At 62.3% G+C, this 25,154-nt stretch carries 25 protein-coding genes and 1 pseudogene; 13 read left to right on the top strand and 13 right to left on the bottom strand.

Features of this window, described 5'->3' with window-relative positions:
• Nucleotides 1–14: 14 nt before the first annotated feature.
• Nucleotides 15–1,955 (top strand): annotated as a pseudogene (gene glgX, locus R4P64_RS07390) (glycogen debranching protein GlgX); the annotation flags it as partial.
• A 14-nt stretch (nucleotides 1,956–1,969) separates the two neighbouring features.
• On the opposite strand, the gene R4P64_RS07385 reads toward glgX, so the two are convergent.
• From R4P64_RS07385 to ctaD, 4 genes are all read right to left on the bottom strand, one after another.
• Complete coding sequence (locus R4P64_RS07385; protein ID WP_317820516.1) at nucleotides 1,970–2,659, bottom strand: membrane protein; 690 nt, start codon at nucleotides 2,657–2,659, stop codon at nucleotides 1,970–1,972.
• Between the two features lie 120 nt (nucleotides 2,660–2,779).
• Complete coding sequence (locus R4P64_RS07380) at nucleotides 2,780–3,553, bottom strand: peptidyl-tRNA hydrolase (RefSeq protein WP_317820030.1); 774 nt, start codon at nucleotides 3,551–3,553, stop codon at nucleotides 2,780–2,782.
• A complete protein-coding gene (gene serB / locus R4P64_RS07375) occupies nucleotides 3,550–4,770 on the bottom strand; it encodes a phosphoserine phosphatase SerB (RefSeq protein WP_033231092.1) in 1,221 nt (406 codons plus the stop codon). Before serB ends, R4P64_RS07380 begins: the two co-directional genes overlap by 4 nt.
• A 150-nt stretch (nucleotides 4,771–4,920) precedes the next feature.
• A complete protein-coding gene (gene ctaD, locus R4P64_RS07370) occupies nucleotides 4,921–6,654 on the bottom strand; it encodes a cytochrome c oxidase subunit I (protein WP_072782333.1) in 1,734 nt (577 codons plus the stop codon).
• 359 nt (nucleotides 6,655–7,013) lie between these two features.
• On the opposite strand from ctaD, the gene R4P64_RS07365 reads away from it, so the two are divergent.
• From R4P64_RS07365 to R4P64_RS07355, 3 genes are read left to right on the top strand one after another with little or no spacing between them, the layout of a single operon-like run.
• Nucleotides 7,014–8,006, top strand: a complete 993-nt coding sequence (locus R4P64_RS07365) for an iron-siderophore ABC transporter substrate-binding protein (protein WP_317820029.1) — start codon at nucleotides 7,014–7,016, stop codon at nucleotides 8,004–8,006.
• Between the two features lie 37 nt (nucleotides 8,007–8,043).
• Nucleotides 8,044–9,108 (top strand): ABC transporter substrate-binding protein, encoded by a 1,065-nt coding sequence (locus R4P64_RS07360; RefSeq protein WP_317820028.1) that lies wholly within the window; start codon nucleotides 8,044–8,046, stop codon nucleotides 9,106–9,108.
• Between the two features lie 4 nt (nucleotides 9,109–9,112).
• Entirely contained in the window at nucleotides 9,113–9,589 is a 477-nt protein-coding gene (locus R4P64_RS07355) for an NUDIX hydrolase (RefSeq protein WP_219111972.1), read from the top strand.
• An 89-nt stretch (nucleotides 9,590–9,678) separates the two neighbouring features.
• Here R4P64_RS07355 and nrdF read toward each other — a convergent pair whose 3' ends face one another.
• A complete protein-coding gene (gene nrdF / locus R4P64_RS07350; protein ID WP_033231096.1) occupies nucleotides 9,679–10,644 on the bottom strand; it encodes a class 1b ribonucleoside-diphosphate reductase subunit beta in 966 nt (321 codons plus the stop codon).
• A 171-nt stretch (nucleotides 10,645–10,815) separates the two neighbouring features.
• Here nrdF and R4P64_RS07345 point away from each other — a divergent pair, with 171 nt between their 5' ends.
• A complete protein-coding gene (locus R4P64_RS07345; RefSeq protein WP_033231097.1) occupies nucleotides 10,816–11,733 on the top strand; it encodes an SPFH domain-containing protein in 918 nt (305 codons plus the stop codon).
• 12 nt (nucleotides 11,734–11,745) lie between these two features.
• A complete protein-coding gene (locus R4P64_RS07340; RefSeq protein WP_317820026.1) occupies nucleotides 11,746–11,958 on the top strand; it encodes a hypothetical protein in 213 nt (70 codons plus the stop codon).
• A 70-nt stretch (nucleotides 11,959–12,028) separates the two neighbouring features.
• On the opposite strand, the gene nrdE is transcribed toward R4P64_RS07340, so the two are convergent.
• From nrdE to R4P64_RS07325, 3 genes are all read right to left on the bottom strand, one after another.
• Nucleotides 12,029–14,212 (bottom strand): class 1b ribonucleoside-diphosphate reductase subunit alpha, encoded by a 2,184-nt coding sequence (gene nrdE / locus R4P64_RS07335; RefSeq protein WP_411742645.1) that lies wholly within the window; start codon nucleotides 14,210–14,212, stop codon nucleotides 12,029–12,031.
• Nucleotides 14,170–14,649, bottom strand: a complete 480-nt coding sequence (gene nrdI / locus R4P64_RS07330) for a class Ib ribonucleoside-diphosphate reductase assembly flavoprotein NrdI (RefSeq protein WP_033231099.1) — start codon at nucleotides 14,647–14,649, stop codon at nucleotides 14,170–14,172. The genes nrdE and nrdI overlap by 43 nt, the downstream gene beginning before the upstream one ends.
• Before the next feature lie 102 nt (nucleotides 14,650–14,751).
• Complete coding sequence (locus tag R4P64_RS07325; protein WP_033231100.1) at nucleotides 14,752–14,982, bottom strand: redoxin NrdH; 231 nt, start codon at nucleotides 14,980–14,982, stop codon at nucleotides 14,752–14,754.
• A 302-nt stretch (nucleotides 14,983–15,284) separates the two neighbouring features.
• Between R4P64_RS07325 and R4P64_RS07320 the strand changes: the two genes are divergently transcribed.
• Nucleotides 15,285–16,124 carry a siderophore-interacting protein gene (locus R4P64_RS07320; protein ID WP_317820024.1) on the top strand — a complete coding sequence of 280 codons (840 nt, stop codon included), beginning with the start codon at nucleotides 15,285–15,287 and terminating at the stop codon, nucleotides 16,122–16,124.
• Nucleotides 16,125–16,199: 75 nt separating this feature from the next.
• On the opposite strand, the gene R4P64_RS07315 is transcribed toward R4P64_RS07320, so the two are convergent.
• Entirely contained in the window at nucleotides 16,200–16,766 is a 567-nt protein-coding gene (locus tag R4P64_RS07315) for an NAD(P)H-dependent oxidoreductase (RefSeq protein ID WP_033231102.1), read from the bottom strand.
• A 107-nt stretch (nucleotides 16,767–16,873) separates the two neighbouring features.
• On the opposite strand from R4P64_RS07315, the gene R4P64_RS07310 reads away from it, so the two are divergent.
• Nucleotides 16,874–17,473, top strand: coding sequence for a TetR/AcrR family transcriptional regulator (locus tag R4P64_RS07310; protein ID WP_033231103.1), 600 nt, complete (start codon nucleotides 16,874–16,876; stop codon nucleotides 17,471–17,473).
• Between the two features lie 36 nt (nucleotides 17,474–17,509).
• Complete coding sequence (locus R4P64_RS07305) at nucleotides 17,510–18,289, top strand: META domain-containing protein (protein ID WP_317541508.1); 780 nt, start codon at nucleotides 17,510–17,512, stop codon at nucleotides 18,287–18,289.
• A 15-nt stretch (nucleotides 18,290–18,304) separates the two neighbouring features.
• Here the strand turns inward: R4P64_RS07305 and R4P64_RS07300 are convergent, their stop codons facing one another.
• Complete coding sequence (locus R4P64_RS07300; RefSeq protein WP_317541506.1) at nucleotides 18,305–18,859, bottom strand: nucleosidase; 555 nt, start codon at nucleotides 18,857–18,859, stop codon at nucleotides 18,305–18,307.
• A gap of 33 nt (nucleotides 18,860–18,892) precedes the next feature.
• On the opposite strand from R4P64_RS07300, the gene nadE reads away from it, so the two are divergent.
• On the top strand, nucleotides 18,893–19,717 hold the full coding sequence (gene nadE, locus R4P64_RS07295; protein ID WP_317820020.1) for an ammonia-dependent NAD(+) synthetase: 825 nt from the start codon (nucleotides 18,893–18,895) through the stop codon (nucleotides 19,715–19,717).
• An 80-nt stretch (nucleotides 19,718–19,797) separates the two neighbouring features.
• On the opposite strand, the gene R4P64_RS07290 is transcribed toward nadE, so the two are convergent.
• The 3 genes from R4P64_RS07290 to moaA all read right to left on the bottom strand — a co-directional run bounded on the left by R4P64_RS07290 (nucleotide 19,798) and on the right by moaA (nucleotide 22,250).
• Nucleotides 19,798–20,562 carry a hypothetical protein gene (locus R4P64_RS07290; protein WP_116101516.1) on the bottom strand — a complete coding sequence of 255 codons (765 nt, stop codon included), beginning with the start codon at nucleotides 20,560–20,562 and terminating at the stop codon, nucleotides 19,798–19,800.
• Between the two features lie 364 nt (nucleotides 20,563–20,926).
• Complete coding sequence (locus tag R4P64_RS07285) at nucleotides 20,927–21,184, bottom strand: MoaD/ThiS family protein (RefSeq protein ID WP_080711593.1); 258 nt, start codon at nucleotides 21,182–21,184, stop codon at nucleotides 20,927–20,929.
• A complete protein-coding gene (moaA, locus tag R4P64_RS07280; protein WP_317820512.1) occupies nucleotides 21,177–22,250 on the bottom strand; it encodes a GTP 3',8-cyclase MoaA in 1,074 nt (357 codons plus the stop codon). The genes R4P64_RS07285 and moaA overlap by 8 nt, the downstream gene beginning before the upstream one ends.
• 117 nt (nucleotides 22,251–22,367) lie before the next feature.
• Between moaA and glp the strand changes: the two genes are divergently transcribed.
• Genes glp through R4P64_RS07265 form a run of 3 tightly spaced genes read left to right on the top strand, consistent with a single transcriptional unit; the run spans nucleotide 22,368 to nucleotide 25,016 of the window.
• Nucleotides 22,368–23,567 (top strand): gephyrin-like molybdotransferase Glp, encoded by a 1,200-nt coding sequence (gene glp, locus R4P64_RS07275; protein ID WP_317820018.1) that lies wholly within the window; start codon nucleotides 22,368–22,370, stop codon nucleotides 23,565–23,567.
• 50 nt (nucleotides 23,568–23,617) lie between these two features.
• Entirely contained in the window at nucleotides 23,618–24,610 is a 993-nt protein-coding gene (gene moaCB / locus R4P64_RS07270) for a bifunctional molybdenum cofactor biosynthesis protein MoaC/MoaB (RefSeq protein WP_317541500.1), read from the top strand.
• Nucleotides 24,603–25,016 (top strand): molybdenum cofactor biosynthesis protein MoaE, encoded by a 414-nt coding sequence (locus tag R4P64_RS07265; protein ID WP_033231110.1) that lies wholly within the window; start codon nucleotides 24,603–24,605, stop codon nucleotides 25,014–25,016. Before moaCB ends, R4P64_RS07265 begins: the two co-directional genes overlap by 8 nt.
• The last annotated feature ends 138 nt before the right edge of the window (nucleotides 25,017–25,154 follow it).

Genomic DNA, 25,154 nt, shown 5'->3' with positions numbered 1-25,154 from the left:
CAGGATCTACTTGCGTGTCGCCTCTAGATGAATCTCACACCCCACTTCCGGGTTCTCCGTTCCCACTCGGAGCGACCGTCGTCGACGGCGGAACCCAGTTTGCCGTCCATTCGCCGGACGCCACCGCGGTACAGATCTGCCTGATCAACAGCGCCGGCCGAGAACAGCGTGTGAACCTCCGCCAACACACGTACGGAATCTGGCACGGAGTGATCAACGGCGTCGGGGCCGGGCAACGTTACGGCGTCCGCGCCGACGGACCGTGGAGTCCGCGGACAGGTCAGCGGTTCAATCCCCACAAACTTCTGATCGACCCGTGGGCGCGCCGCATCGAAGGTGACCTCGGCGACGCTGCAGCGCTGCGCGACTACCAACACGATCCGTTCGGCGAACCGTCGACGGTCGACTCGCTCGGCCACGTCCCCGTCTGCGTCGTGACGGCCGGCCTGACACCGCCGCACCATCGACTCGAGACACCGTGGGAGGAGACGGTGATCTACGAACTCCACGTCGGCGCCTTCACCGCCACTCATCCCGACGTACCGATCGCGCACCGCGGAACGTATCTCGGGCTTGCAGCCCCAGCCATCGTCGACTACCTCGTAGGCCTCGGCGTCACGGCCGTGGAACTGCTTCCCGTCCAAGCATTTCTGACCGAAGACAGCGTTCGGTCGCGCGGAATGCGCAATCACTGGGGCTATTCGACGGCGTCGTACTTCGCGCCGCACCCCGGTTATGCGGCGACCCCGGGCAACGAGGTCTCCGAGTTCCGGTTCATGGTCGACGCGTTGCACCACGCCGGAATCGAAGTGATTCTCGACGTCGTCTACAACCACACCTGTGAGCAAGGCGTCGACGGAATCAGCGTCAGCTGGCGCGGATTGGATGCGCGCGGCTACTACCTCCTGAGCGAAAACGGCAGCGATATCGACCTGACCGGGTGCGGCAATACCGTCGACGCCTCCTCCCCTGTCTCGGTGCGCATGATTACCGACAGCCTGCGCTACTGGGCCGATGAGATGGGCGTCGACGGCTTCCGTTTCGACCTTGCCAGCGCGCTGGGACGACCACGCGGCGCGGCCTTCGATTCGCGAGCTGCCGTGCTCTCGGCGATCTCGTCCGACCCCGTCCTGACGCGTCGCAAATTGATCGCCGAACCGTGGGACGCCACCGGCGACGGCTATCAGGTGGGCAACTTCGGCTTGCAGTGGTCCGAGTGGAATGACAAGTACCGCAGCAGTATTCGACGCTTTTGGAACGGCGACTCCAGTGTCCGGGAGGTCGCGTCACGGCTCGCGGGTTCGGAGGACGTCTTTGCCGGCAACGGCCGGCGACCATGGGCGTCGATAAATTTCGTGACCGCCCACGACGGCTTCACCGCGGCCGATCTCGTGTCGTACAACGCAAAACACAACGAGGCCAACGGTGAGGACAACCGCGACGGCGCCGACAACAACGATTCGTTCAACCACGGAATCGAAGGCCCCAGTTACGACAGCGACGTCATCGAAGCCCGTCGCCGACACGTCCGGGCACTCCTGGCAACACTCGTCCTCTCCACCGGCACACCGATGCTGACCGCAGGCGACGAGTTCGGACGCAGCCTCGGCGGCAACAACAACGCGTATTGCGTTCCCACGCATGCAACGCCGGCACAGTCGTGGGCACTCGATTGGTCGAGTGCGGATACCACCCTGATCAGTTTTGTCTCCCGAGCACTTGCACTGCGCAGATCGGCACCTGCCCTCCGGCAACCTGAGTTCTTCGAGGGGCGCCGACGCATCGACCATCCCGACCTCGTCTGGTTCGACTCCACCGGAACCGAATTCGACGACAGCGCCTGGTACGACGAGCGCAACCGAACAGTGCAAGCGTGGATAGACGGCGCCGACGTCCGCTCGCATACGCGTGCCGGGCGACCACTCGGCGACAGCAGCTGGCTACTGATTCTGCATTCCGGCGGACCGGCTCAGATCACGGTCGGAACCCCGGAATGGTTCGACGGTTCACTGGTGCCGGTGTTCGATTCGGCCACCGCCACCGGCGAACCCGGTTCGGCCGGCCCCGTCGCAGTAGGTTCCACGCTGACGGTGAGCGGTCCGACGGTCCTGGCCTTACGCGTCCCTGTCACTGCCGCCGTCATGGAGTCCGGCAGCACCTTGATCAGGAGCTGAATGGTGGGTCCGATTCCCAAGGCGTACAGCACGGTTCCCACACCGACCGTGCCGCCGAGGACCCACCCCACGGCCAGGACAACAACCTCGATGCTGGTCCGAACCAGGCGAACGGACAGCCCGGTGCGCGCGACAAATCCCGTCATCAGGCCGTCGCGTGGGCCAGGCCCCATGCCCGCTCCGATATACAGGACACTGGCCAACCCGTTGAGAAGAACACCGGATACCAGTATGAGGATTCGAACTGGCATGGAATCAAAGTCCGGCAAAAAGGCCAGTGAGGTATCCACTGAAATGGCGATGACAACAACGTTGGCGACGGTTCCGAATCCCGGTCGTTGACGTAGCGGGATCCATAACAACAGCACAAGCGCACCGGTGATCGCGGTGATGACACCAAAACTCAAGGAGAACCGCTCTGCCACACCCTGATGGAAAACATCCCAGGGGTCCAAGCCGAGCCCGGCGGCGATCATCATCGCCATCGAGAAGCCGTACAGCCACAGGCCGAGGAACAGCGAGGCAAATCTACGTATGAGCACTCAGCCATCCTGCAGGCTCACTGGACACTTAACCCATAGCCAAGATGGCGATACTGGACTGGTCTAGCCGGGAACCGCAATCACCGTCATCGACCCGGGCGCCACTTCGGTGTATCCCGCATCCCTGACGGCGACGGCGTCGGAACTCAGCCGAGCCACAGCATCCGCCCATTGCGCCGGGTCCGCGTCACGAACCGAACACCGGAATCCGGCCTGAGCCCAGCGCCAGGCTTCCTCGTCGGACATGGCTGCCGCCAACAGCATTGACGCATGACCGACCTGTGCCGATGCTTTTCCCACGGTCATCTCGAGCGCGGGGTCAATCCACAGCACGGGCAGTTCAGGTATGGGCGGACCCGGGTTGTCGTGTTCGAGATCGGTGCCGCCGATCTGCAACTTCTTGATCCGCGGATCAAGTTCCCCGACAGGTCCGGGCACCAGAGCCCGGGCCTGGGCACCGCCGACCTCGACAGTGATTCCCGCGACATCCTGCGCCGCCAACCACTGCGCTCCCCGCGCGCGGCGCGACACCTTACGGATACGCCCACTCACCCATTCCGTGAAGTTGCCTCGCCACGGGCCGGGTTCGCCGTCCTCGGCCAACCCGACTCGCTCGTCGAGACACAAAGCGACCGCCGCCGATGCGGCCGCTTCCAGGAGCGAACTGCGCAGGGGCGGATCAGCTTTCGGAATATGCAGGACCATCGGCATCGCCAAAACCTGCGCGGGATCGGCCGGATCGGGCCGGCCACCGTAACCCGCAGCCAGCACGGCGTGCCGGGCGCGCCAGAGCGCGTCCGGGCCCGACATCACCGCGGCGCAGGGGTCGTCGATCATGGGATCGGCACGCGCCGAACGCCGCCGTCGATCGCGTCTGCTGCTTCGACCTCGTCGCGAGTCACACCGAGGATGAAGAGCACGGCGTCGAGGAACGGATGCGACAGCGCCGCGTCGGCAACCTCGCGCAGTGCCGGCTTCGCGTTGAACGCCACACCCAGGCCGGCAGCATTGAGCATGTCGATGTCGTTTGCGCCGTCACCGACGGCCACGGTCTGTTCCATGGGGACGCCGACCTGATCGGCGAACTTCCGGAGCGCGACCGCCTTGGCGGCGCGGTCGACAATTTCGCCGATCACTCGGCCGGTCAACTTGCCGTCGACGATTTCCAGGGTGTTGGCGTGAACGAAGTCCAGTTCGAGTTCGTGTGCCAATCCTTCGATGACCTGACGGAATCCGCCGGAGACAACGCCGCAATGGAAGCCGAGACGACGCAAGGTGCGGATGGTGGTGCGTGCACCTGGAGTCAGTTCGATGCTCGCAGCTACCTCGTCGATCACCGAGGCGTCCAGTCCCGCGAGGGTGGCCACTCGCTGATGAAGCGATTCGGTGAAGTCGATCTCGCCGCGCATCGCAGCTTCCGTGACAGCGCGAACCTCGTCTTCGACGCCGGCCTTGGCAGCGAGCATCTCGATGACTTCACCCTGAACGAGCGTCGAGTCGACGTCGAACACAATGAGACGCTTGGCGCGCCTTGCCAAACCGGCGCGCTCGACCGCGATGTCGACGTTCTCGAGTGCTGCGACTTCGGCAAGACCGGTGCGCAACTTCGCGTCTGCGTCGGCGCTGCCGGCGGAGCTGACACTGAGTTCCAGGCCTGTCACCGGGTAGTCGGCAACACCGCGAATGGAATCGATGTTGGCGCCCTGCTTGGCCAACTCGCGTGCCACTCCGCGCATCGCGCGAGCATTCACGGGACTGCCGAGAACGACAACGGCATGGGTGGACACAGCGGGCCGACCGGGATCTGCGCCGATTTCGATGTCGACGTTCATGCCGACCGTCGCCATCGCCTGCTCGAGTTCTTCTTGCAGCGCCTCCGGATCGTTCGGGCATGCAACGAGGACGCCGAGCGTGAGCCGACCTCGGATGACCACCTGCTCGACGTCGAGCAGGCTCACATTGTGCCGCGACAGTGCGGCAAACAGTACCGAGGTGACACCGGGCCGGTCAGGCCCGGTCACGGTCACCAGAACAGTGGTGTCTGAGGCACCCACCGAGAACTCCGATCATTTCTTGGAAATCGTGTCGTGATCGACATGCGTCGACACCTATTGTGCCAATCGGCAATCGAACAAGCGAAAGGCCCCACCCGTTGTTCGGGCGGGGCCTTTGGCGTTGACCTACGTGTAGGTCGGGTTGCTCATTTAGTGAGAACTGCCTTCGAGGGCGTCGTTCTTACTGTTGTGGCCGGGGCCGACGTGCGCTTCTGCGCGCATCCGCTCAACCATGTGCGGGTAGTGCAGTTCGAATGCCGGACGCTCGCTGCGGATGCGTGGCAACTCGGTGAAGTTGTGACGCGGCGGCGGGCAACTGGTTGCCCATTCGAGCGAGTTTCCGTAACCCCACGGGTCGTCGACCGTAACAACTTCGCCGTAGCGGTAGCTCTTGAAGACGTTCCAGATGAACGGCAGCGTCGAGGCACCGAGTACGAAGGCAAAGATTGTCGAGACCGTGTTCAGCGACGTGAAGCCGTCGGACGGCAGGTAGTCGGCGTAACGACGCGGCATGCCTTCGGCTCCGAGCCAGTGCTGCACGAGGAACGTGCCGTGGAAGCCGACGAACGTGGTCCAGAAGTGCCACTTGCCGAGGCGCTCGTCCATCATGCGGCCGGTCATCTTCGGGAACCAGAAGTAGATACCGGCGTAGGTGGCGAACACAACGGTGCCGAAGACCACGTAGTGGAAGTGGGCAACCACGAAGTAGCTGTCCGTGACGTGGAAGTCGAGCGGCGGGCTCGCGAGGATGACACCCGACAGACCACCGAAGAGGAAGGTGATCAGGAAGCCGATCGAGAAGAGCATCGGCGACTCGAAGGTCAATTGCCCCTTCCACATCGTTCCGATCCAGTTGAATATCTTCACGCCTGTCGGCACTGCGATCAAGAACGTCATGAACGAGAAGTACGGGAGCAGAACTGCGCCGGTTGCGTACATGTGGTGCGCCCACACGGCGATCGACAGAGCTGCAATGGCGAGCGTTGCGTACACCAGACCGCTGTAGCCGAAGATCGGCTTACGGCTGAAGACCGGGAAGATCTCCGAGACGATGCCGAAGAACGGCAGCGCGATGATGTACACCTCGGGGTGACCGAAGAACCAGAACAGGTGCTGCCAGAGCAACACACCGCCTGTTGCCGGGTCGAAGATGTGACCACCCAGATGTCGGTCGACGAACAGGCCGAGCAGTGCAGCGGTCAGCAGCGGGAACGCCAGCAGGATGAGAATGCTGGTGATGAAGATGTTCCAGGTGAAGATCGGCATGCGGAACATGGTCATACCGGGTGCACGCAGGCAGATCACGGTGGTGATCATGTTGACGCCACCGAGGATGGTGCCGAGACCACCGACAGCGAGGCCCATGATCCAGAGGTCAGCGCCGACGCCCGGAGAATGCAGTGCATTCGTCAACGGGGTGTAGGCGGTCCAACCGAAGTCGGCTGCGCCACCGGGGGTCACGAATCCGGCCGTCGCGATGATCGCACCGAACAGGTACAGCCAGTAGCTGAACGCGTTCAGACGCGGGAACGCAACGTCGGGCGCGCCGATCTGCAGCGGAAGAATGTAGTTGGCGAAGCCGAAGACGATCGGCGTCGCGTACAGCAGCAGCATGATGGTGCCGTGCATGGTGAACAGCTGGTTGAACTGTTCGTTCGAGAGAAACTGCATGCCGGGCACAGCTAGCTCGGCACGCATCATCAGTGCCATGAGGCCACCGATGAGGAAGAAGGCGATGGAAGTCGCCAAGTACATGATTCCGAGCACCTTGGGGTCGGTGGTCGTGATCATCTTGAAAATGAATGAGCCCTTGGGTCCCTGCCGCGGCGGGTAAGGCCTGGCTGCAGCTATCGCGGGGACTGGCTGGGGCGCTACGGCAGTCACTGATCCTCCTGAATGTGCCTTTGGTCGCTCCGCAGGCTCCTTCGACAGAGCCTTTGGTCGCGCCGCAGGGTCCATTTCCCGGCGTGCGGGAAACGGCTTCTGGCTTGCGCTCATCGAATCGTAGACCGTGACCGTGACGCCTCGCGACCCGGTCCTACTCAGCGTCGTACTCGAGGGACCGTTTTGGCTCCCACTAAACGATCGACCTGCGGTTTATGTTCCCGAAGTGACGAGTGTGATCTCGTGTTGCGGCGTGTCGCACCTCGAGTTCGCGTTGCCAGGGAGCCAATGCCCGAACTGTCCCGTCGTTAAGTCTGGTTGTTAAGGTCTGGCTTGCCTAACCTAGTACAGGAGTACCCGTGAAACACTTTGCTCGCCGAACCGCGGCGATTTCCGTCGTTGCCGCCCTGGCGTTGATCGTCCCCGCATGTTCGAGTGACGAGCCGGACACCACCGCGACGTCGACCGAACAGGGGGCATTTCCCCGCACGATCGAACACTTCCGCGGTAGCACCGAGATTCCGTCACAGCCCAAGCGGATCGTTGCGCTCGACAACAGCTTCACCGACGCCACACTGCTCCTCGAATCACCCCTCGTGGGATACGTCGACTACCGCGAGCCGGGATTGCCCGACTACCTCGGATCAACCCGCGACGAGTTCGCGGCCGACGCAATTTCCGTCGGAACAGTCGGCGCCGTCAGCCTCGAGAAGATCGCGGCACTCCAGCCCGATCTGATCATCTCGGCCGAAGTCCGCGACGGCAAGAACTACGAACAACTCTCCGCAATCGCCCCGACCGTGTTCACACAGACGACGGGACCGACGTGGAAGGCCAACATCCGACTCGTCGGTGAGGCCCTCGGCAAGGAAGATCTTGCCGAGCAGAAGATCGGCGAATACGAAGCGCGTGCCGCCGCCGTCGGAAGCGCCGTCAACCAGGCCGCGAACAACCCGGTCATCTCCGTCGTCCGCTTTGCCGGCGAACCGACAGCACGCCTGTACCGCACCACCTCGTTCAGCGGCATCGTCCTCGAGGACGCCGGCCTCGCCCGCCCGAGCAACCAGGGCCCCGATCCTGCCGACCCGGGCAATATCATGATGAAGATCAGTCCAGAGCTGATCAACGAGGCCGACGCCGACGTCATCTTCGTCAGCACGTGGCAGGATCCCGAGGGCAAGAGCGCCGAAGCCGCGAAGCCGTTCCTCACGAGTCCGCTGTGGCAAACTCTGCGTGGCCGTACCGTCGACGTCGACGATTCGGAGTGGATGTCTCCGGTCAGTATTCAGGGCGCGCACCTGATTCTGGACGACCTCGCGGACACGTTCGGAGTGGACAAGTCGAGCAGCTAACCTAAAGCGGCGCCCGCCCACACAGGAAGCCGTCGACTTGACCGTTCTCTCCCGCATTACCGTTCGCCGCGTCTCGATACTCGGCATCGCAGCCACACTCCTTGTATTGAGTGGTTGTTCGTCGGACACCTCCGACGACATCGCCAGCAGCATCGTGCGGACCACGACGTCCATCGCCGGAGCCGGTGTCATGGGGCTCGCGCGCGATACGGCGAGCGCGTGCCCCACCCCGACAGCGGCCGACGCCGGAGCCGGCCCCACGGTGACGCGACAGGTCGCGCACACGGCAGGCACGGCCGAGGTTCCCTCGGATCCTGCGCGCATCGTTGTGCTCGACAGTGCGTCGATGGACGCGGTGTGTGCATTGGGATTGTGGGAACGTGTGGTGGGCGCCGCGACGGGCGTCGATTCACCTCAGCCGTCGTACCTCGGTTTCGGCATTTCGGAGATTCCGAGCGTCGGCCCGGTCAGCGCGCCCGATGTCGCTGCGATCAAGGCAGCAGCACCGGATCTGATTCTCGGATCGAGTCCGGCGTCGGCGGACCTGTACGGGCAACTGACCGGCATCGCCGCGACAGTGTTTGCCGGTTCCGACCCGGTCTACTGGAAGTCGCAGTTCGCACTGGCGGGCCAGGCTCTCGGCCGATCCGCCGCAGCAGCAGCCGCTCTGGACGATTACCAACGGGACGCTCGGGAACTGGGTGAGTCTCTCAATTCGGCGCAGACGCAGGCATCTGTGGTGCGGTTCGATTCGGACTCGCTGAACATCGAGGGCCCCGCCTCGTTCTCGGGTCAGATTCTGAGCGATGTCGGGGTGCGCCGGCCCCCAGCCCAACGACTCACCGACACCGTGACCGCCGAGGTTCCCGCCGACGATCTCAGCGCCGCCGAAGGGGATCTGATTTACGTGCTGTTCGACGGTCCGAACGGACTGAAGTACGGAACCGAGGTGATGAAGAGCGACCAGTGGCACGATCTGGGAGCGCCCTCCGGGAACCGCGTCTTCGTCGCTGAGGACGAGATCTGGAACGGCAACGGTATGACCGCCGCGCGCGCCGTTCTCGACGATCTCCAGCACACCCTCAACGGTTACGCGAGCTGACGCGATGCCGATCCCTGAGTTCATCGTCGAGTTACGCGAAAAAATCGGTCACGCGCCACTCTGGCTGTCCGGAGTCAGTGTCGTGATTCGCGACGACGAGGGCCGCGTGCTCCTCACCCGCCGCGCCGACAACGGATTGTGGGCAGTGGTGTCCGGCGTTCTCGAGCCCGGCGAGGAACCCGCGTCGGCTGCCGTTCGCGAAGCCAAGGAAGAGACGGGCGTCGACGCGGAGTTGGTTCGCATCACGAGTGTCGATGTCACAGAACCCATTACGTACCCCAATGGGGATATCACACAGTATCTCGACGTTTGTTTCCTGGCCCGCTGGACGGGCGGCGACGCGCATGTCGCGGACGACGAGAATCTCGAGGTTGCGTGGTTCGAGCCCGACAACCTGCCGTCGGATCTGACCGACACGTCGCGCCTGCGTCTGGAAAAAGCGTTGCAGGACAAGGCAGAAGCCTGGTTCTCGGCGAGCTAGCCCTCCCCCACCGACAACAAAAGCCCGATTCCCGCATGCGCAGGAATCGGGCTCAGTTGTCAGGGGCTGGAAATCCTGAGCGCGTCGCTCTAGAAGTCCCAGTCGTCGTCTTCGGTGTTGATGGCCTTGCCGATGACGTAGGAGCTGCCCGAGCCGGAGAAGAAGTCGTGATTCTCGTCGGCGTTGGGTGAAAGTGCCGACAGGATAGCCGGATTGACGTCCGTCTCGTCCTTCGGGAACAGGCCTTCGTAACCGAGATTGTTGAGCGCCTTGTTCGCGTTGTAACGCAGGAACTTCTTGACATCCTCGGTCAGTCCGACCTCGTCGTAGAGATCCTGGGTGTACTCGACCTCGTTCTCGTACAGCTCGAAGAGAAGCTCGAACGTGTAGTTCTTGAGCTCTTCGCGCTCTGCCTCGGACAGCTGCTCGAGGCCCTTCTGGTACTTGTAGCCGATGTAGTACCCGTGCACGGCCTCGTCGCGGATGATGAGGCGGATGAGGTCGGCCGTGTTGGTGAGCTTGGCCCGCGAGGACCAGTACATCGGCAGGTAGAAGCCCGAGTAGAAGAGGAAGCTCTCGAGCAGGGTCGACGCGACCTTGCGCTTGAGCGGCGACTCACCGTTGTAGTAGTCGAGAACGATCTGAGCCTTGCGCTGCAGGTTCGGGTTTTCCTCCGACCAGCGGAAGGCGTCGTCGATGTCGGGCGTGGAGCACAGCGTCGAGAAGATGGAGCTGTAGCTCTTGGCGTGCACCGATTCCATGAAGGCGATGTTGGTATACACCGCTTCTTCGTGCGGGGTGATGGCGTCGGGGATGAGGCTGACGGCGCCGACGGTTCCCTGAATGGTGTCGAGCAGCGTCAGACCCGTGAATACGCGCATCGTGAGCTGCTGCTCAGGCGCGGTCAGAGTCCCCCAGGACGGGATGTCGTTGGAGACCGGCACCTTTTCGGGCAGCCAGAAGTTACTGACGAGGCGGTCCCACACCTCGGCGTCCTTCTCGTCCTGGACGCGATTCCAGTTGATTGCGGAAACGCGACTGACCAGCTTGACCATGATTCCTACCTAGCGCGAGAGATACTGCCGAATGTTGGCTTGCCTGAACACTACCCGTTGTGTCCGACTCCAGACGCCAACACAACAAGATGTGTCGTACGCGCCCACCCGCCAACGTGAAAAATGTGATATCAATTAAATATCACTTACCGATGAGGAAGCGAGTCTCACATGACCAGCACGCCCACCGTGGCCGAGAAACCAACCGGAGTTGCCACCACCACAATCGCCGAACGCCCAGGTTGGGACCTGTCGGGCAGCTGGATGCTCCTCGGCGGATTGATTCTGTTCCTCGGCGGAATCGCCCTGGCCGTTGTCGGAGGGCTCCTCGGACTCATAGCGCTGATTCCCATCGGAGTGGTGCTGTTCCTCGCGTCACTCCCCGCACTGATCGGCCTGACACTGGTGCAGCCGAACCAGGCGCGTGTTCTGCAATTCCTGGGAAGTTCGTACAGCGGCACATTGCGCACCCCTGGACTGCGCTGGACAAACCCGCTGACCGTGCGTCGTTCCATCTCCACCCGCATCAGAAACCACGAGACCGGCCAGTCCAAGGTCAACGACGCCGACGGCAACCCCATCGAGATCTCGGCCGTTGTCGTCTGGCAGGTGGCCGACACCGCGCTCGCGTCATTCCAGGTGGACGACTACGAGGAGTTCGTCTCGGTTCAGACCGAGGCAGCTGTACGCCACATCGCCGGCAGTTACCCGTACGACGCCGAAGGCCGAGTCTCGTTGCGGGAGAACGCCGACATCATTACAACGACGCTGTCGGAGGAAGTTCACGCCCGCGTGCGGGCGGCAGGGGTCGAAGTGATCGAGACCCGCATCAACCGGCTTTCCTACGCACCGGAAATCGCCAGCGCGATGCTGCGCCGCCAACAGGCGGGCGCTGTCATCGCAGCCCGGACGCAGATCGTCGAAGGCGCAGTGTCGATGGTGGACATGGCACTCAAGCAGCTAGAGGAAAAGCACGTCGTCGAACTCGACGAGGAACGCAAGGCCACGATGATCAGTAACCTTCTGGTCGTGCTGTGCGGTGACCGCGACGCACAACCGGTGCTCAACACCGGTTCGCTCTACCAGTAAAGGGAAGGCCACATGGCCACGGATCCAGCTCCGAGATCAGAGCGGAAGAAGATCCTTCTTCGGTTGGACCCGGCGGTGCACGACGCTCTTGCCCGCTGGGCCGCCGACGACCTCCGAAGTACCAATGCCCAGATCGAATTCCTACTCCGACGGGCGCTCACCGAGCACGGCCGGATGCCGAAGAACGCCGGCAAGATGCATGGTCCCGGCCGGCCGGCGTCCTAGCAAAGAAAATGCCCCCGTGCGCCTTTCCGGTAGTGGTTACTACCAAAAAGGCGCACGGGGGCGGAGCCCTTTACAGCATGCAGGAAACGCAGCCCTCGACCTCGGTGCCTTCGAGTGCCAGCTGACGCAGACGGATGTAGTAGAGCGTCTTGATGCCCTTACGCCATGCGTAGATCTGCGCCTTGTTGATGTCGCGGGTGGTGGCGGTGTCCTTGAAGAACAAGGTCAGGGACAGGCCCTGGTCGACGTGCTGCGTTGCGGCAGCGTAGGTGTCGACGATCTTCTCGTACCCGATCTCGTAGGCATCCTGGTAGTACTCCAGGTTGTCGTTGGTCAGGTAGGGCGCCGGGTAGTAGACGCGACCGATCTTGCCTTCCTTGCGGATCTCGATCTTCGACGCCACCGGGTGGATGGAGCTGGTGGAGTAGTTGATGTACGAGATCGAACCGGTGGGCGGCACGGCCTGCAGGTTCTGGTTGTAGATGCCGTGCTTCTGCACCGACGCCTTCAGCTCACGCCAGTCGTCCTGCGTCGGAATGTGAAGGTCGGCGGCGGCGAACAGTCCACGAACCTTGTCCGTGGCTGGCTCCCACACCTGGTCGGTGTACTTGTCGAAGAATTCACCCGACGCGTACTTCGACTGCGGGAAGCCCTTGAAGTAGGAACCGCGTTCGACGGAGATCCGGTTCGATGCCCGCAGAGCGTGGAACAACACGGTGTAGAAGTAGATGTTCGTGAAGTCGATGCCTTCTTCGCTGCCGTAGAAGATTCGCTCACGAGCAAGGTAGCCGTGCAGGTTCATCTGGCCGAGGCCGATGGCGTGAGAGTCGTTGTTGCCCTGCTCGATCGACGGCACGGAGTAGATGTGCGTCTGATCCGACACCGCGGTCAAGCCGCGGATCGCGACCTCGATGGTCTTGGCGAAGTCGGGCGAGTCCATGGTCTTCGCGATGTTCAGCGAACCGAGGTTGCAGGAGATGTCCTTGCCGACGTGGCTGTAGGTCAGGTCCTCGTTGAACTCGGACGGCGTGGAGACCTGCAGGATCTCCGAGCACAGGTTCGAGTGCGTGATCTTGCCTTCGATGGGGTTGGCCTTGTTCACCGTGTCCTCGAACATGATGTACGGGTAGCCCGATTCGAACTGCAACTCTGCGACGGTCTGGAAGAATTCGCGAGCCTTGATCTTGGACTTGCGAATTCGCTTGTCGTCGACCATCTCGTAGTACTTCTCGGAGACGTTGATGTCGGAGAACGGAACGCCGTAGATGCGCTCGACGTCGTACGGCGAGAACAGGTACATGTCCTCGTTCTTCTTCGCCAGCTCGAACGTGATGTCCGGGATCACGATGCCGAGCGACAGCGTCTTGATGCGGATCTTCTCGTCGGCGTTTTCACGCTTGGTGTCGAGGAAGCGGTAGATGTCGGGGTGGTGTGCGTGCAGGTAGACGGCACCGGCACCCTGACGCGCTCCGAGCTGGTTTGCGTACGAGAACGAGTCCTCGAGGAGCTTCATGATCGGGATGACACCCGAGCTCTGGTTCTCGATCTTCTTGATCGGCGCACCGTGCTCACGAATGTTGGTGAGCAGCAACGCAACTCCGCCGCCACGCTTGGAGAGCTGCAGAGCCGAGTTGATGGAGCGCCCGATGGACTCCATGTTGTCTTCGATGCGCAGGAGGAAGCAGGAAACGGGCTCGCCGCGCTGCTTCTTGCCGGAGTTGAGGAATGTGGGGGTTGCGGGCTGGAAGCGACCGGCAATGATCTCGTCGACAAGTTCGACGGCCAGATCTTCGTTGCCGGCAGCCAACGTCAGGGCCACCATGCACACGCGGTCTTCGAAACGCTCGAGGTAGCGCTTTCCGTCGAACGTCTTGAGCGTGTAGGACGTGTAGTACTTGAACGCGCCCAGGAACGTCGGGAAGCGGAACTTCTTGGAGTACGCGTGATCGATCAGGAACTTCACGAACGTACGTGAGTACTGATCGAGAACCTCAGGCTCGTAGTAGTTTTCCTCGACGAGGTAGTCGAGCTTCTCGTCGAGATTGTGGAAGAACACCGTGTTCTGGTTGACGTGCTGCAGGAAGTACTGACGGGCCGCCGCGACATCCATCTCGAACTGGATCTCGCCGTTTGCGCCGTACAGGTTGAGCATGGCATTGAGTGCGTGGTAGTCGAGACCGTTGGTGGAATCACCGCCGCGTGCGTCACGTTCTACGCTTCCAGCCGCGATCGTGTCAGTGATGGTTGGCGCCACTGCCCGTTCTCCTTCTCTGCTTCGAGATGATTCCAGAACTCCCCCAAGCCTTCTCGTACCCGTTCGACGTCCTCGGCAGTGCCCATGAGTTCGAAGCGGTACAGAAAAGGAACGTGGCATTTCTGGGAAATGATGTTTCCTGCGTAACAAAAGGATTCACCGAAATTGGTGTTTCCTGCCGCGATCACAGCTCTGATCAACGACCTGTTGTGTGGATTGTTCAAAAAACGAATGACCGGCTTGGGCACATAGCTGGTGTCGCGGCCTGTCACTGTTGCCCCGCCGCCGTAAGTCGGCAGGATCAGTACATAGGGCTCGTCGACGAGAAATGAGCCGTCACGGTCATGGATGGGTATGCGTGTCGCAGGCAGCCCGAGACGTTGAACGAATCGGTGGGTGTTCTCCGACACGCTGGAGAAATAAACCAGCGAAGTCATCGGTTGTCACCATTTCCTCATGCGGTGCCCGGAACTTTTCGACTATTCAACACTTTCAACTACAGGGCCGACAGCGTCGTCGGCCACCGGCGCAGCCGCGCTTCAAGCAGCGACGGCCAGCGTCTTGATGCGATCGGGACGGAAACCCGACCAGTGATCTTCACCGGCAACCACGACGGGTGCCTGGAGGTATCCGAGCGCCATGACGTAGTCACGTGCCTCGGCATCCTCGGTGATGTCTATGATGTCGTATTCGAGACCGGCCTTGTCGAGGGCGCGGTAGGTGGCATTGCACTGAACGCAAGCGGGCTTGGTGTAGACGGTGATGCTCATGAGAGTCCCTCTTTCGCTTAGCCAACAAAGGCCGATGTAGTGATGTTCAGCACCGATTCGACCGATTGCCGGAGCTTCGCTCGAGGCGTTCCGCGTTGTGGTCTCTCAGTGCTCAAGACACTACACCTAGTGGCCGACAGAATCACATAACCGAAGATGTTGTGAGTCACATAGATGAAATTCCCAGGTCGACCCAGCTCAGCACCCATAACTCCGCGCCAATTCCACGCCGTGTCGGCGTGTCGGCGCTCACAGGTGCGCCGCCTACTCGACCGGGTCTCGGAACACCCCGCAGCTCTACCATGAGCGACGTGGAATCAGCCCCGATCGACCTCCCCAGCGACGAAGCCCCACGCCACCTGGCAACTGTTCTCGAGGCAACGCAGATAACGCCAGGGATGCGCAGAATCACCTTCGGCGGCGCCGGCCTGGCCGACTTCGCATCAAGTGACCTACCCGACGAACGGGTGCTTGTCCGGTTTCCAATCGAGCCCCCACACGCGCGTAGTTACACAGTGCGCCGCTGGAGCGCGGACACCGGCGAGCTCGATATCGACTTCGTTCTGCACGGACACGGCGGGGCGGCGCGCTGGGCCGAGACGGCGAGCCCCGGCGACACCGTGCACCTCTCGAGCGCCAACGGATGGTTCCGCCCGCCCGAGAACATCGAGTGGCTGACGTTGCTCGCCGACCACGCCGCACTCCCCGCAGTCAGCCGAATTCTCGAGAGCCTGCCGGCCGGGATTTCCGTACAGCTGATCGCGCAGATTCCCGATCCGAGCGAGCAGCAGAGCTTCACGACCGCAGCCGACGCCGACATCCGATGGATCGGTGACGCCGACTCCCTTCTCACCGAGTTGGCCGCCGATCCCCTACCCCCCGGCACCGGATACGTCTGGTGCGCAGTCGAGGCCGCAGCAGCGCGCAAGGTTCGCGCCTACCTGCGTCACACGCTGAAGATCCCCGCGACCGCCATGCACACCATGGGTTACTGGCGCGCGGACAAGGAGAACTGGGAACGTCGCTATGCTCTCGCCGCGGAGCGCATCGACGAGGCAATGGGCGCAGCAATGATGGCGGGCAAGGACTTCGAGTCCGTTCGTGATGCCGTCGACGCCGCCATGGAACGCGAAGGCCTGTAGCGCGGCCGACCCCGGCTGACATGAAACGAGGGTCACGCCTGTCCGGCGTGACCCTCGTTCGAGAACTGGTACAGATTATGCGTTGACGAGCGTCTTCGTGGCGTCGACCAGGTCTGCGACAACCTTGGACACCTGTGCGACAACCTCAGCGTTCTCGCGTGCGTGCGAGGTGCCGAACTTGTCGAACGTGCTGGCGACAGCAAGAGCGGAATCGCTGAGCACGTTGCCGCCTGCGATGCCGACAGCCTTGACCGTGTCGTCGTTGGCCCACTTCGCACCGTTGCCGCTGGGCGATGCGCTGATGACTGCAACCGGCTTGCCGGAGACAGCACCCGCGCCGTAGGGACGCGAGATCCAGTCGATGGCGTTCTTGAGGACAGCGGGGATGGTGCCGTTGTACTCGGGGGTGACGAGCAGGAAGGCGTCGGCATTGCCGGCTGCGGCACGCAGGGCGTCGACTGCGGGGATCGATGCACCTTCGACGTCGAGGTCTTCGTTGTAGAAGGGAACGTCGGCGAGGCCTTCGAAGATCGTCAGGGCAGCACCCTCCGGCGCAGCGGACACTGCAGTCTCGGCGAGCTGACGGTTGACGGATCCGGCGCGCAGGCTTCCGACGAGAACGAGAACATTGCTCTGTGACATTGGGTGATTCCTTCGAGATTGGTGCGGTGGGCGGCTCTGGTTGAAAGTTATACCCTCTAAACGGACCACGGTCCACTTATATTCAACAGCCATGTAACCTCGACCGGGTGAGCGCAATCCCCCTACCCCAGATCGGCGCGCAACCGGCCGAGCGCGGCGACGCCGCACGTAACCGGGCACTTCTGCTCGACGCCGCAGCGCTGCTCGTGGCCGAACGCGGAGTCGACGCCGTCACCATGGACGCCGTCGCGTGCCGCGCAGGTGTGGGCAAGGGCACAGTCTTTCGCCGCTTCGGCAGTCGTGCTGGATTGATGCAAGCACTCCTGGACCACACCGAGCGAGAGTTGCAGCACGCCTTCATGTTCGGTCCGCCGCCACTGGGGCCTGGCGCGCCGCCGATAGACCGACTGGTCGCCTTCGGTCGCGCCCGCATCGCCATGGTCGAGGTCCAGGGCGACGTTCTCCGCGCTGCCGAGAACGCGCCGGAGTTTCGCTTCGGTGGCCCGGCCCGCTCGCTGAGCATCGCGCACGTGATCAGTTTGCTCCGCACGGCCGGCGTCGAGGGCGATCTGGAACTTCTCGCCTCGGCACTATTGGCGCCACTCGAAGCGTCGTTGGTTCTGTACCAGGTTCGCGACCTCGGGATGACGACGGAAAGACTCGCTGACGGTTGGGAAAATCTTGCCCGGCGCGTTACTCGATGTTGAAGACCTCGAACACATTCCAGCGCCTAGTCTGAGCCAATGCGCATCGCAGCCGCCGTCCTCGGCCTCCTCGCCATCGCAGCCGTCAGCGGCTGTTCCAGCAACTCGGAAACACCGGACTCGGTCGCCGATCCCGCAGGGCGGGTATTCATCTCCACCCAGGTGGACGGAACCCCGATTCCCGGCGGCGGCCCGCTGTCCCTCGACTTCACGACGCCCGGCCTGGTGGCGGCGACTGCCGGCTGCAATACAGCGAGCGGCGCAGTCGAATTCACGGACGGCAAGATCGCCACCGACACGATGGCCTCGACGATGATGGCGTGTGAGCCCACCGTCATGGAATCCGATGCTTGGGTGACAACGCTCCTGTCCGCGCAGCCGTCCTGGACACTGTCCGGTGACACGCTCACGCTCTCCACCGACACGATCACCGTCACGCTGGCCGACAAGAAGGTCGTCGACCCGGACCGTCCTGTTCAGGGCACTGCCTGGACCGTGACGTCACTCATCACTCCCGACGCCGTCACATCCAGCCTGGCACTCGAAACCTCGGCGCCGGAACTCACGATCGCCGCCGACGGATCGGTTACCGGCAGCACCGGATGCAACCGCATGATGGGCTCGGCAACGGTCACCGACACCACCATCACCTTCGCCCCGATGGGTACCACGAGGATGGCGTGCGAGCCAGAGGTTGCCGACATCGAACGGCACGTCCTGACAGTGCTCGACGGTGAGGTCACCGTCGCCGTCGACGCCGGAACCATGACGCTCCGAAAGCCCGACGGCAACGGCTTGATCCTGACAGCCCAGGCTTGATCGAACGAGTCCGACTCAGGCGTTCTCGGCCAGCCAGCGCCCCAATTCGCGGGCGCTGGCATCGATTTGGGCCGGCCAGTCCAGAGCGGAATCGTCAGCCTGATCGCTCACATGCTTGACCAACCGGCACCGAGCACCGGCGGCCTGCGCCGCGTAGGCGACCGCAAAACCTTCCATGTCCACCAGATCGGCCCGCTGCGCGAGCGCATCCCGGACGGCCGCGTCGGAGACAAATGCGTCGCCGGTGGCCAGAACCGAATCGTCGCCGTCGACTAAGGCCAGTCGATCCACAACCTCGTGGCCGAACGATCTGATCGCCGCACTGCTGATGTCGTGATTGATCACGACACCCGGCACGAACAGCCCGCCGTGATGCACGTGCAGCGCGCCTGCAGTGCCGATATTGACGACCAACGGCAACTCTCCGGGAAGAAACCGTGCCAGCGCCGACGCGACTGCCGTTGCCGCACTGACCTTTCCGATACCGGTGATCACCAACTCGCACTCCTGCGGAACGTACGCCGCCTCCGCCTTGGTTGCGCTGACCACCAGAACTTTCTTCGCACTCATGCGCGAGACGATACCTGTCGCTAAAGTTCCCTCATGGCCACATTGCGCGAGAGCATCATCGACGAACTAGGCGCGAAGCCGTCCATCGAGCCGGCGGCCGAAGTCCGCACCAGGGTTCAGTTCCTGAAGGACTATCTGCTGTCCACTCCCGCCAAGGGATACGTGCTGGGCATCAGCGGCGGGCAGGACAGCACACTGACCGGTGCGCTCGCTCAGCGCGCGGTGACAGAACTGCGCGAGGAGGGCCACAGCGCCGAGTTTGTTGCCGTTCGATTGCCGTACGGCGAGCAGGCCGACGAGTCCGACGCGCAGATCGCGCTCGGTTTCATCAAGCCCGACCGCAGCCTGACCGTCAACGTCAAGCCAGGAGCCGACGCCACAGCCCGTGAAGCTTCCGAGGCCCTGGGCGACGGTGAACTGCGAGACTTCGTGCGCGGCAACATCAAAGCTCGGGAGCGCATGATGATCCAGTACGCCATCGCCGGCCAATTGGGGTACATCGTGATCGGCACCGATCACGCTGCCGAGGCCATCACGGGATTCTTCACCAAGTTCGGCGACGGCGGAGTCGACATCACCCCGCTGACCGGCCTGAGCAAGAGGCAGGGCGCCGCACTGTTGCGGGAACTGGGCGCGCCCGAGAGCACGTGGCGCAAAGTGCCCACCGCCGACCTCGAAGACGACCGCCCCGCCCTCCCCGACGAGGTGGCGCTTGGCCTTACCTACGCCCAGATCGACGACTACCTCGAAGGCAAGGACGTCTCCACGGAGGTATCCGACAAACTCGAAAAGATGTACCTGAACACCCGTCACAAGCGGACCGTTCCGGTTACCCCGCTCGACACTTGGTGGCGCTAGCCCGGCCCGCTCCCCCTACATACGAACGCGGCGCCCACCTTCCGAGAGGAAGGTGGGCGCCGTGCTTCGTTCTGCTGTTATCAGCTGGCCGAGAGGCTGCCGAAGATGTTGCCCAGGCTGCCGAACGGGCTGGCAGGCTCGTCCTTCAGCGCGAAGTTCGTGGTGCAGCCATTGAACTTCACAGCGTCGACGTGGGTCAGCCCGGCATCTGCGCGACCGATACTGACGCCGTAATGCTCAACCGTAGCGTCGGGGTTTGCTGCGGCGATTGCCGCGAGGTCCGTCGGAACGTTCTTAGGGGCACCGCCGATGTCACGGGTACTGATCCACTTGCCGTTCTGGATGTTGGTGTGTGCTCCGCCGTTGGTGGTGTCAACGGAGTCGTTTCCGTTTGCTACCCAGTACACGGTCGCAAATCCATTGTCAGCCGGGTTCGTGGTGCCGCTCAGACGCAGCTGGAACGATGCCTGTGAACTGGCTGCCTTCTCCGCGAAGCCGATCTCCGTCTTGACGGCGTCAGAGAGCTTGATCGAGCCGGCAGAGTGGTACGACACCGAACGGTTGTCAGGCGAGGGTGCGGTGATCTCCAGCTTCAGTGAACCATCCGTATCGAGGACATCGGTGTCCGAGTAGAAGGCAACCTGCTTCTTCTCGTCGTCGAACGGAATGCCCCAGCCATTGGGGGTTGTCTCGGTCGACAGTGCCGAGCAGGTGAAGCCTGCGGCGGGGGCATCGGAAGAACCGAGTGAGCCGGTGGTCGCTCCGGCAAGTGCCGGAGCCGTCAGCGCTGCTGCGCCGACGAGAGCAAAAGCGAAACCGAGACGACGTGTGGAATTGCGGGACATGTAAGTACCTTTCACCATTCACGGGGGGAATTACGACAAAAGGTAACACATGAATTTGGTGAAAATTTCGACTCGGAAAATCCCTTGTCATTCATGTGAATGACGCATCTACCTGGATACCAAAAATGTTACATCCCCCAAAAGTATGAGTTCAGTCAGGCAATTCCGACTAATCAGAACGACAATCAAATGTCAGTCGAACACCGAGGTAAAATGCGCTGACCAGCACAACGAAGCTGCATCGCAAATCGAATCAACACGTCATACCGGGTCTCTTAGGACATCCGATCTCATCATTTAGGTCGGTACCTGTCAGCGACAGTAAACCGCAAAAGAATTTTGAGGTTTATTTTGATCGACAGCCCTAGCCGCCCGCGAAAGGCGGCAAAATGTCTACCGCAGGCCCCGCCACGCGACCGGTATCACGCGTCAATTCCTCGCCGACGAGATACGCAGAAACGGACAAAACGCGCTTCATGTCGGGGCCGTATTTGTCAGACAGAACAGCAACAAGATCAGCGAGCGTGCTTGAATGCGGCAGCGCGAGTGTCTCGCTACGACAACCCGAAGCGTCTGCGGCTGCAGCGAAGTATCGAACCGACATCGATTCCGAATCAGCCACCGATTGCACCCATACTTCTCTCCGGCGGCACAAAGCCTTCTGCCGCAATCCCATGACCTGCCCACTTGTTCCACATTGCGCCCCGCCACAGATCAGCGATCTCATCGTCACCGCCGCCTGAACGCAGTGCTGCTCGCAGGTCCACTTCACGATCGCTGAACAGACATGACCGAATAGTTCCCTCGGCTGTCATACGTGTCCGATCGCAGTCGGCGCAAAAAGATCGAGTCACCGAAGCGATAATTCCCACCGTCGCCGGACCGCCGTCGATTTTCCATTCCTCGGCCGGTGCACTGGGGTCGTCACGCCCGATCGCGGCCAAAGTGAATCGAGTGCCCAATACGGTGAGAAGTTCCTCGGCGGTCACCATGTTCTCTCGCGCCCACGTGTGATCGGCGTCGAGGGGCATCTGCTCGATGAATCGCAATTCCACGCCGGCGTCCACGCACCAGTGGAGAAGCTCCGCCGCCCCGCTCAACGTCTCACGCATAAGAACAGCGTTCACTTTCAGTGGAGCCAGACCTACTCGCGCCGCAGCGTGAATTCCCGCTAACACCGACGGCAGTCTGTCGCGACGCGTCAGTTCTGCAAAATGCGCGCGATCCACTGAATCCAAAGAGACATTGACGCGGGTCAATCCGGCTGCCGCTAATTGCTGCGCGCGGTGTTCCAATCCGACGGCATTAGTAGTCATTGCCAAAGGAATTCCGGGAACACGCTCAGCACAGCCGGAGATAATCTTCTCGAGATCTTTGCGCATCAACGGTTCGCCGCCGGTAAAACGAACTTCTCGAATGCCGAGACGATCGACTCCGATACCTACAACGCGAACAATCTCTTCGGTGGACAACAGATCTTCAGCGGGAATGACCGGCAGGCCTTCCTCTGGCATGCAATATGTACAACGCAGTGAACACTTTTCGGTGATCGAGATTCGCAAGTCACGGGCAACGCGCCCGAACTTGTCGATCAATACGTCGGTGTCAGGCCGGCCCGTCATCGACGCGGGATTGCCGCGGACAGAATTGCTCCGGACAGTGGGGATCCCCACCACCACCGGAGTCATCGCTGCACCAGGTTCCACATCACTCCAGTATGGCGCAGCGGGCAACGGGAAGTGTCACTCGTATCACTCGACCTGGAACCAGACCATCTAGAATCGGACCATGTCGAGGCTATCGCTGTGAGCGCACGTTCCGTCGAAGACCATCAAGAGCACGTATCCGGATTGCTGGCCGCGTTGCACACTTTGGCACCCACCGCCCTGCCCCTCACCGAGGCGCTGGGGTCGATAGTCTCGGCGGACGTCACCTCCCCTGTCGATCTGCCTCTGTTCCGCAATTCGCAAATGGACGGCTACGCCGTCGACGCCGAGTCCGTACGCAACACGCCCGTCACACTCGCTGTCCGAGGAGTTCTCGCAGCGGGTAGTGGCACTCCCCCGAAACATCTCGCGGGCTCGGCATTTCGGATCATGACCGGCGCACCCATGCCCGAAGGCGCAGACACCGTCATCCCAGTCGAAGACACCACCGGCGTCTCGAAGCACGCCGTCACGATCAACCGTGGACGCGCCGCCGGAGAGTTCGTCCGTGAACGCGGAAGCGACATCACGGCTGGCATGCTCCTGGTTCGAGAAGGCACTCGCCTGGAACCGCGGCACATCGCGGCACTCGCGGCCGTCGGCGCAGCAACTGTCATCACATACACACCGCCACGGGTCGCCGTCATCACTACCGGCGCCGAATTGAAAAGCGCAGGAACACAACTCAACCCCGGCGAGATCTACGACTCCAACGGGCCCGCTCTGGCGAGCTTGGCCCGCGCCAACGGGGCCGACGTCGTATCCATCGCCCGCAGCACCGACGATCCGGATGTGTTCCGCGAATTACTTTCGTACGCAACATCTGTCGCAGACCTTGTCTTCACCTCCGGCGGTGTGTCCATGGGCGACTTCGAGGTCGTGAAGGAAACGCTGCAACCCCTCGGTGCTGCGTTCGGTCACGTCGCGATGCAGCCGGGCGGTCCGCAGGGCTCAGCTGTGGTCAACGAGGTTCCGATACTGAGCTTCCCCGGAAACCCGGTGAGCACAATGGTGTCGTTCGAAGTGTTTGCACGCGAGAACATCAGACGCGCCGCCGGACTGCCACCCATCGCATCCGAACGTCGCCCCTTGACTGCCGCGCTGCGATCAATCCCCGGCAAGCGCCAGTTCCTCCGCGGACGACGCTCCGGCGACGGCGTCGAACCGGTGTCCGGCACCGGCTCCCATCTTGTTGCCATGATGGCCTGGGCGGACGTACTTCTCGACATTCCAGCCGACGTCACCGAACTTGATGCCGGAACACCGGTAAGCGTCATTCCGCTCTCTGCCTGGAACTGAAAACGCTGGAACTGAAACGCTGGAACTGAAAAGGACGGTAAGGACTTTCAATGACCGAACTGACACACGTCGACGGCGAGGGCCGCGCCCGCATGGTCGACGTGAGCGCAAAAGCCGAGACGACGCGCATTGCGGTGGCCGCAGGTGAACTGGTCACCACTGCGGAAGTCATTCGCCTCGTCCGGGCCGACGGAATGCCCAAAGCCGATGTCCTCTCGACAGCAAGGATCGCCGGCATCGCGGGCGCAAAGAAGACGTCCGAGCTCATTCCGCTGTGTCATCAACTCGCGTTGTCGTCCGTCAAAGTGGAGTTCGGGTTCACCGAGACCTCGATCACCGTCGAAGCTACGGCCAAGACTCGCGGGCAGACGGGCGTCGAGATGGAGGCGCTGACAGCGGTTGCCGTGGCCGGGCTCACGTTGCACGACATGGTCAAAGCCATTGACCCCGCTGCCACCATGAACGGCGTCCGCCTGCTCACCAAAGACGGTGGTAAACGCGGACATTGGACGCGCGAGAGCGGCCCGGCGCCTGAATCTAGCACTGCCCCAAACACATTCGACACCACGCGCACCGCGGCCGTCCTTGTCGCGTCTACCGGGGGCGCCGCTGGGACCCGCCACGACACAACCGGCCCGGTCATCGAACAATGGCTCCGGGATCGCGATTTCGAAGTGCGCGGCCCACTGGTCTACGCCGACGCCGACATCGCCGCGGGCATCGACGACGCCAGAACCGGTTCCCCAGCCCTGATCATCAGCACCGGCGGAACCGGCGCTTCTCCCACTGATGCCACGCCCGAAGCGACGCTTGCCGTTCTCACCCGCGAACTACCGGGAATCGCGGAAGCGATCCGCACAAAGGGGCTCGAAAAGACCCCACACGCCTCGCTCAGCCGCGGAGTGGCAGGACTCACAGAGCGCACTGTCATCGTCAATCTGCCCGGATCTCCGGGCGGCGTGAAGGACGGACTTGCCGTCCTCGACCCCATCATCGATCACTTGCTCGCGCAGGTTGCAGGCGGAGGAATGCACGATGACTGAACTGCTCGCACGAATTTCCGAACATCCGATTCAAGCCGCCACCGTCGACGCTGCCGTCGCCGGACCGAAGAACGGCGCAGTTGTCGTCTTCACCGGCACGGTGCGCAATCATGATGGCGGCCAAGCTGTTTCAGCCCTCGAGTACCAGGCACACCCCGACGCCGAACGGTTTCTGCGCACCTGCTGCGAGGAAGTGTCGGCTTCTACCGGCCTACCCGTCGCAGCGATTCACCGCGTCGGACATCTCGAGATCGGCGACCACGCTTTGGTTGCCGCGGTCGCTGCCCCGCATCGCGCGGAAGCGTTTGCAGCGTGCGCCGAACTGGTGGAACGAATCAAGGCCGAAGTGCCGATCTGGAAGCGTCAGCGCTTCGCCAGTGGCGTTTCCGAGTGGGTCGGGTTGTAGAGAAGTCGCGCGGTCCAGGTAGACTCAGCATCACTAGGTGTCCGAAAGTGGGCACCCAGCGTCGAAAGAACGCAACTTCAGTTCGCGAAGAGTGCTTAACGCACCCGCACTTCTTACGGCGAAGAAGCCTGCCGACCG

The sequence above is a fragment of the Rhodococcus sp. IEGM 1366 genome, assembly GCF_033142425.1.
Lineage (GTDB): Bacteria > Actinomycetota > Actinomycetes > Mycobacteriales > Mycobacteriaceae > Rhodococcus_F > Rhodococcus_F globerula.
Note: the sequence above shows the minus strand (reverse complement) of the source record. Positions and strands in the feature narration are given on the sequence as shown.